At 37.7% G+C, this 4,606-nt stretch carries 3 protein-coding genes and 2 pseudogenes; all 5 read right to left on the bottom strand.

Annotated elements, in window-relative coordinates; translation table 11 throughout:
* Positions 1-276: 276 nt before the first annotated feature.
* On the bottom strand, positions 277-1,209 hold the full coding sequence (locus STRINF_RS00070; protein ID WP_006530952.1) for an ABC transporter ATP-binding protein: 933 nt from the start codon (positions 1,207-1,209) through the stop codon (positions 277-279).
* Entirely contained in the window at positions 1,209-2,255 is a 1,047-nt protein-coding gene (locus tag STRINF_RS00065) for an ABC transporter ATP-binding protein (protein ID WP_006530951.1), read from the bottom strand. The genes STRINF_RS00070 and STRINF_RS00065 overlap by 1 nt, the downstream gene beginning before the upstream one ends.
* 11 nt (positions 2,256-2,266) lie before the next feature.
* A pseudogene (locus STRINF_RS00060) lies at positions 2,267-3,297 on the bottom strand (ABC transporter permease).
* An 11-nt stretch (positions 3,298-3,308) separates the two neighbouring features.
* Positions 3,309-4,223, bottom strand: a complete 915-nt coding sequence (locus tag STRINF_RS00055; protein WP_006530948.1) for an ABC transporter permease — start codon at positions 4,221-4,223, stop codon at positions 3,309-3,311.
* 112 nt (positions 4,224-4,335) lie between these two features.
* A pseudogene (locus tag STRINF_RS00050) lies at positions 4,336-4,606 on the bottom strand (peptide ABC transporter substrate-binding protein); the annotation flags it as partial.

Raw genomic sequence — 4,606 nt, 5'->3', positions numbered from 1 at the left:
TTTTTTTAAGAAATTTTCAAGCTCTTTTCAAATTTGTTACCACTGCTCTCTCAAGCAACAGCTATATTAGTATACTAAATTTACTACAGCGTGTCAACGCTTTTATGAAACTTTTTTCTAGTTTTTTTTCAATTTGTCATCAGAACCCTCTAAAATCGCTCAATTCAGCAGTAATTGACTTCGTGTACATTCTTTACTTCTTCTCTTATAATGCAACTAAATTGACTTTTAGGAACCTTTAAACGCAAAAAAGAGGGCTCTTTGCCCTCTTTATAATTATGATAATGCGTTTTTGTATTCTTCTGCTTCTGCTTCTGTAGAAAGTACAAAATGTCCTGGTGTGATTTCACGCATTTCACGTTCTTGACCATCAAGTTCTGCACTTGGATCATAAGCTTGGTGTACACGTTCACGTTCAGATTCTGGATCTGGTTCTGGAATTGCAGACAACAGACTTTTAGTATATGGGTGAATTGGATTGTTGTAAACATCTTCAGATGTTCCAATTTCAAGCATTTTACCCCAGTGCATAACTCCAATACGATCTGAAATGTATTTAACCATTGACAAATCGTGAGCGATGAAGAGGTAAGTTAAGCATTTTTCGCGTTGAAGTTTTTGCATCAAATTAACAACTTGAGCTTGAATAGACACGTCAAGCGCAGAAATTGGTTCATCAGCAATAATGAATTTTGGTTGTACAGCAAGAGCACGTGCAATACCAATACGTTGACGTTGACCACCAGAAAATTCGTGTGGGTAACGAGTCATGTGATCTTTGTTCAAACCTACTAGAGAAAGCAATTCTTGAACTTTTTCATCACGTTCTTCTTTACTATTAACAAGTTTGTGAATATCAAGACCTTCAGCAACGATATCACGGATTTTCATACGTGCATTAAGACTGGCTTGTGGATCTTGGAAAATCATTTGGACATTTTTACGGAATTCATGTAGTTTTTTACCTTTAAGGTTAGAAACCGTTTCTCCGTTAAAGTCGATTTCACCACCACTAATATCGTAAAGTTTTAAAATAGCACGTCCAACAGTTGTTTTACCAGAACCTGATTCACCAACTAGACCAAAGACTTCACCTTCATAGATATCGAAGCTGACGTTGTTGATAGCTTTTACTTCATTCTTTTTGCCTTCGTTGAAAGTCAAAGAGACATTTTTAAGTTCAACAAGCTTTTTTCTATTTTCAGTCATTAAGCTTTTCTCCCTTCAAGTTCTTTCCATTTTGTCCAACGTTTTTGAATTGGTAATGGTGGTGTTACTTTAGGTGCACGTTCGTCTAACAACCAAGTTGCAGCATAGTGTGTGTCACTAACTTTAAACATTGGTGGTTCTTCTTCGTAATCGATATCCAAAGCAAATTCGTTACGTGGTGCAAAAGCATCACCTTTTGGCGGGTTAAGAAGATCTGGTGGTGTACCTGGAATTGATTGTAAGCTACCAGCTTCTGTATCAGTTGTTGGCATTGAGTTCAACAACCCCCAAGTATATGGGTGTTGCGGGTTGTAGAAGACTTCGTCAACTGTTCCATATTCAATAACTTTACCAGCATACATAACTGCTACACGATCAGCCATACCAGCAACAACACCAAGGTCGTGGGTGATAAAGATGATTGATGAACCACGTTCTTTTTGAATTTTTTTCATCAAGTTAAGAATTTGAGCTTGAATAGTAACATCCAAGGCAGTTGTTGGTTCGTCAGCAATCAAGACATCCGGGTTAGCAGCAAGCGCGATTGCAATAACAGCACGTTGACGCATACCACCAGACCATTGGTGTGGGTAATCGTTGATATGTTCTTCTGCATTTGGAATACCAACGTTCTTCATTAAATCAAGTGCACGATCCCAAGCTTCTTGTTTTGAAACTTTTTCGTGGATCATGATTGGTTCGGCAATTTGTTGACCAATTTTCATTGTTGGATCAAGACTCGTCATTGGATCTTGGAAAATCATTGCGATTTCATTTCCACGAACTTTAATCCATTCGTCTTCTTTTAATTCAGTAAGTTTTTTACCTTTAAAGTCAATGTCACCTGTAATAGTAGCATTTGAAGCAGATAACCCCATTAATGTTTTAGTTGTTACAGATTTACCTGATCCAGATTCACCTACGATAGCAAGTGTTTCGCCTTTCTTCAAGTCAAAGTTGACGTCTCGAATGGCTTTAATTTCTCCAGCGTAGGTTTGGAAATCTACATGGAGGTTTTTAACTTGTAAAATTGTTTCTTCACTCATATTTTTTCCTCCTAACGATCACCAGATTTTGGATCAAATGCATCACGAAGACCGTCACCTAACAAGATGAAAGCAAGTGAGATTAATACCAAAGCAAGAGCTGGTAGAGTTACTTGATAAGGGTAGTATTGTAAGTACTCTTGAGCATCAGTAATCAATGAACCAAGTGATGCTGTTGGTGGTTTTACCCCAAGGTTAATAGCTGAAAGCACAGCTTCGTACATAATGGCACTTGGAACTGTCATCATGATTTGAACAATAATAATCCCTGAAATATTTGGAAGGATGTGTTTAAACGCGATTTTAGGAGCACTTTCACCTAATGAACGAGCAGCAAGAACAAACTCTTGTTCACGGTAAGAAAGTGTTAAGTTACGTACTTGACGAGCCATTGATGTCCATCCAACGATAGCAATTGAAATAATGATTGATGTAACACCATTACCAAGCAAAAGACCAAGCATTGTAACGATAACCAAGTTAGGAATTGATGAAATAACTTCGATAATACGTTGCATAACCATGTCGACACGTCCGCCAACATAACCTGAAATCAAACCATAAGTTACCCCAATCAAAAGGTCAATCAATGTTGCAACGATAGCAATAAGAAGTGAGATACGCACACCTACGATGATACGTTTCGCAACACTACGACCTAGGTTATCAGTACCAAGGATAAATTTTTACCTTCTGGAACACCTTGGTCTGCATAAGCATCGTTAGCTTCAGTATTACCAGAATAAGTAATTTTACCGTTCCAGAATGGAAGGTTGTCACTAAGTTTTGGTGGAAGGTTACGGTAAGTTGTAACTTCTTTTGTATTGAAAGCATTAGCGTCATCACGTGGTACCAAAACTACTGAAATCATTGAGAATACAAGTAAAATTCCCAAGAACCACATTGAAATAACAGCTAATTTATTTTTCTTCAAACGGCGCCATGCATCTTGCATAAAAGAAAGAGCAGGCTTTTCAATTTTTTCTTGTGAGCTGGCTGAACCAACACCAACAAGCTTAAATTCTCTTGTTTTTTCTGCCATGAATAGTCTCCTTATTGCAAGCGTACACGTGGGTCAACAATACTTGTTGCAATATCTGTTACCAAGATAGCAACCATCAACATCATTGCATAAACGATTGTTGTTCCCATAATTACTGGATAGTCTTTAGCTGGGATTGATGTTACAAATTGTTGACCAATTCCTGGAATTGAGAAAATTTGTTCAATCAAAGCTGAACCTGTTAGCAAGTTTGCTGCCATAGGACCAACCAAAGTCAAAACTGGAATCATTGAATTACGGTACGCGTGTTTACGTGTCACTTGACGTTTATTCAAACCTTTAGCAGTTGCTAATTGAATGTAATCAGAACTCAATGTTTCAATCATTTGTCCACGGAAGAAACGTGTTACTTGAGCAAAGACTGGGATTGCTAAGGCAATAGATGGCATGATTGTTTGTTCAAATGAACCCCATCCTGCAAGTGGGAACAAGCTCCATTTGAAACCAAGAGTAACCAATAAGAAAAGACCGATAATGAATGATGGTACTGAAATACCAAGTGTAGAAATAACACTAAGTACACCATCAATCCAGTTATTTTTGTTACGCGCTGATGCAGCACCAACCGCAAGACCAGCAAGAAGACCAACGATTAGGGCTTGAACACCAAGTTGAATTGAAACACCCAAGCGTTGTGAAATCAAACGACCGACTGGTTGGTTGATTGATTGGTAACTTGTACCAAAATCACCATGGAGAATATTCCATAGATATGTAAGATATTGTTGCCAAACTGGTTTATCCAACCCATATTGTTTGTTCATTAAAGCAATCATCTCATCAGTTAATTTTGGGTTATTGTAAGGTGTCCCAGGCATAACTTGCATGAGGAAAAACGACAGGGTAACAACTACCCAGAGTGTTACAAGAAGAATAGCAACACGTTTAAGAATGTATTTTACCATAATATTTCCTTCTCTTATTTGCTTTTGTTGGCAGGGGAAAAGTTTTACCTGTCAACAAAAGCAAGAATTGGCCGCAACCAATTCTTGCCCATTATTCATACTTACTTAAAGATTATTTATCTTTATAGGCATATGTAAAGTCAACTTGCAAACCAGTTGAGTTACGAACAAGACCTTTGATTGATGGATTTTGAAGTGCTTTTGTATTACGGAAGTAAAGTGGGTTATAGTGTGCATTATCATAAAGTGCTTTTTCAGCAGCTTTGTAATCATCTGCAGCAGCTACTGGATCCAAAGCATCTGTAGTCAATGCTTTTTGGTAGGCTGCATCATATGTAGCATCGCTAAACTTACCGTAGTTGTAGGCTGAATCAGATGTAAAC

Source organism: Streptococcus infantarius subsp. infantarius ATCC BAA-102 (genome assembly GCF_000154985.1).
GTDB lineage: Bacteria > Bacillota > Bacilli > Lactobacillales > Streptococcaceae > Streptococcus > Streptococcus infantarius.
The sequence above is the reverse complement of the archived record's forward strand: the minus strand, read 5'-3'. Positions and strand labels throughout refer to the sequence as shown.

Excerpts from the sequence above, each read along its gene's own strand:
- STRINF_RS00055 (WP_006530948.1), bottom strand. The coding sequence starts at position 4,223 with ATGGTAAAATACATTCTTAAACGTGTTGCTATTCTTCTTGTAACACTC.
- STRINF_RS00070 (WP_006530952.1), bottom strand. The coding sequence starts at position 1,209 with ATGACTGAAAATAGAAAAAAGCTTGTTGAACTTAAAAATGTCTCTTTG.
- STRINF_RS00065 (WP_006530951.1), bottom strand. The coding sequence starts at position 2,255 with ATGAGTGAAGAAACAATTTTACAAGTTAAAAACCTCCATGTAGATTTC.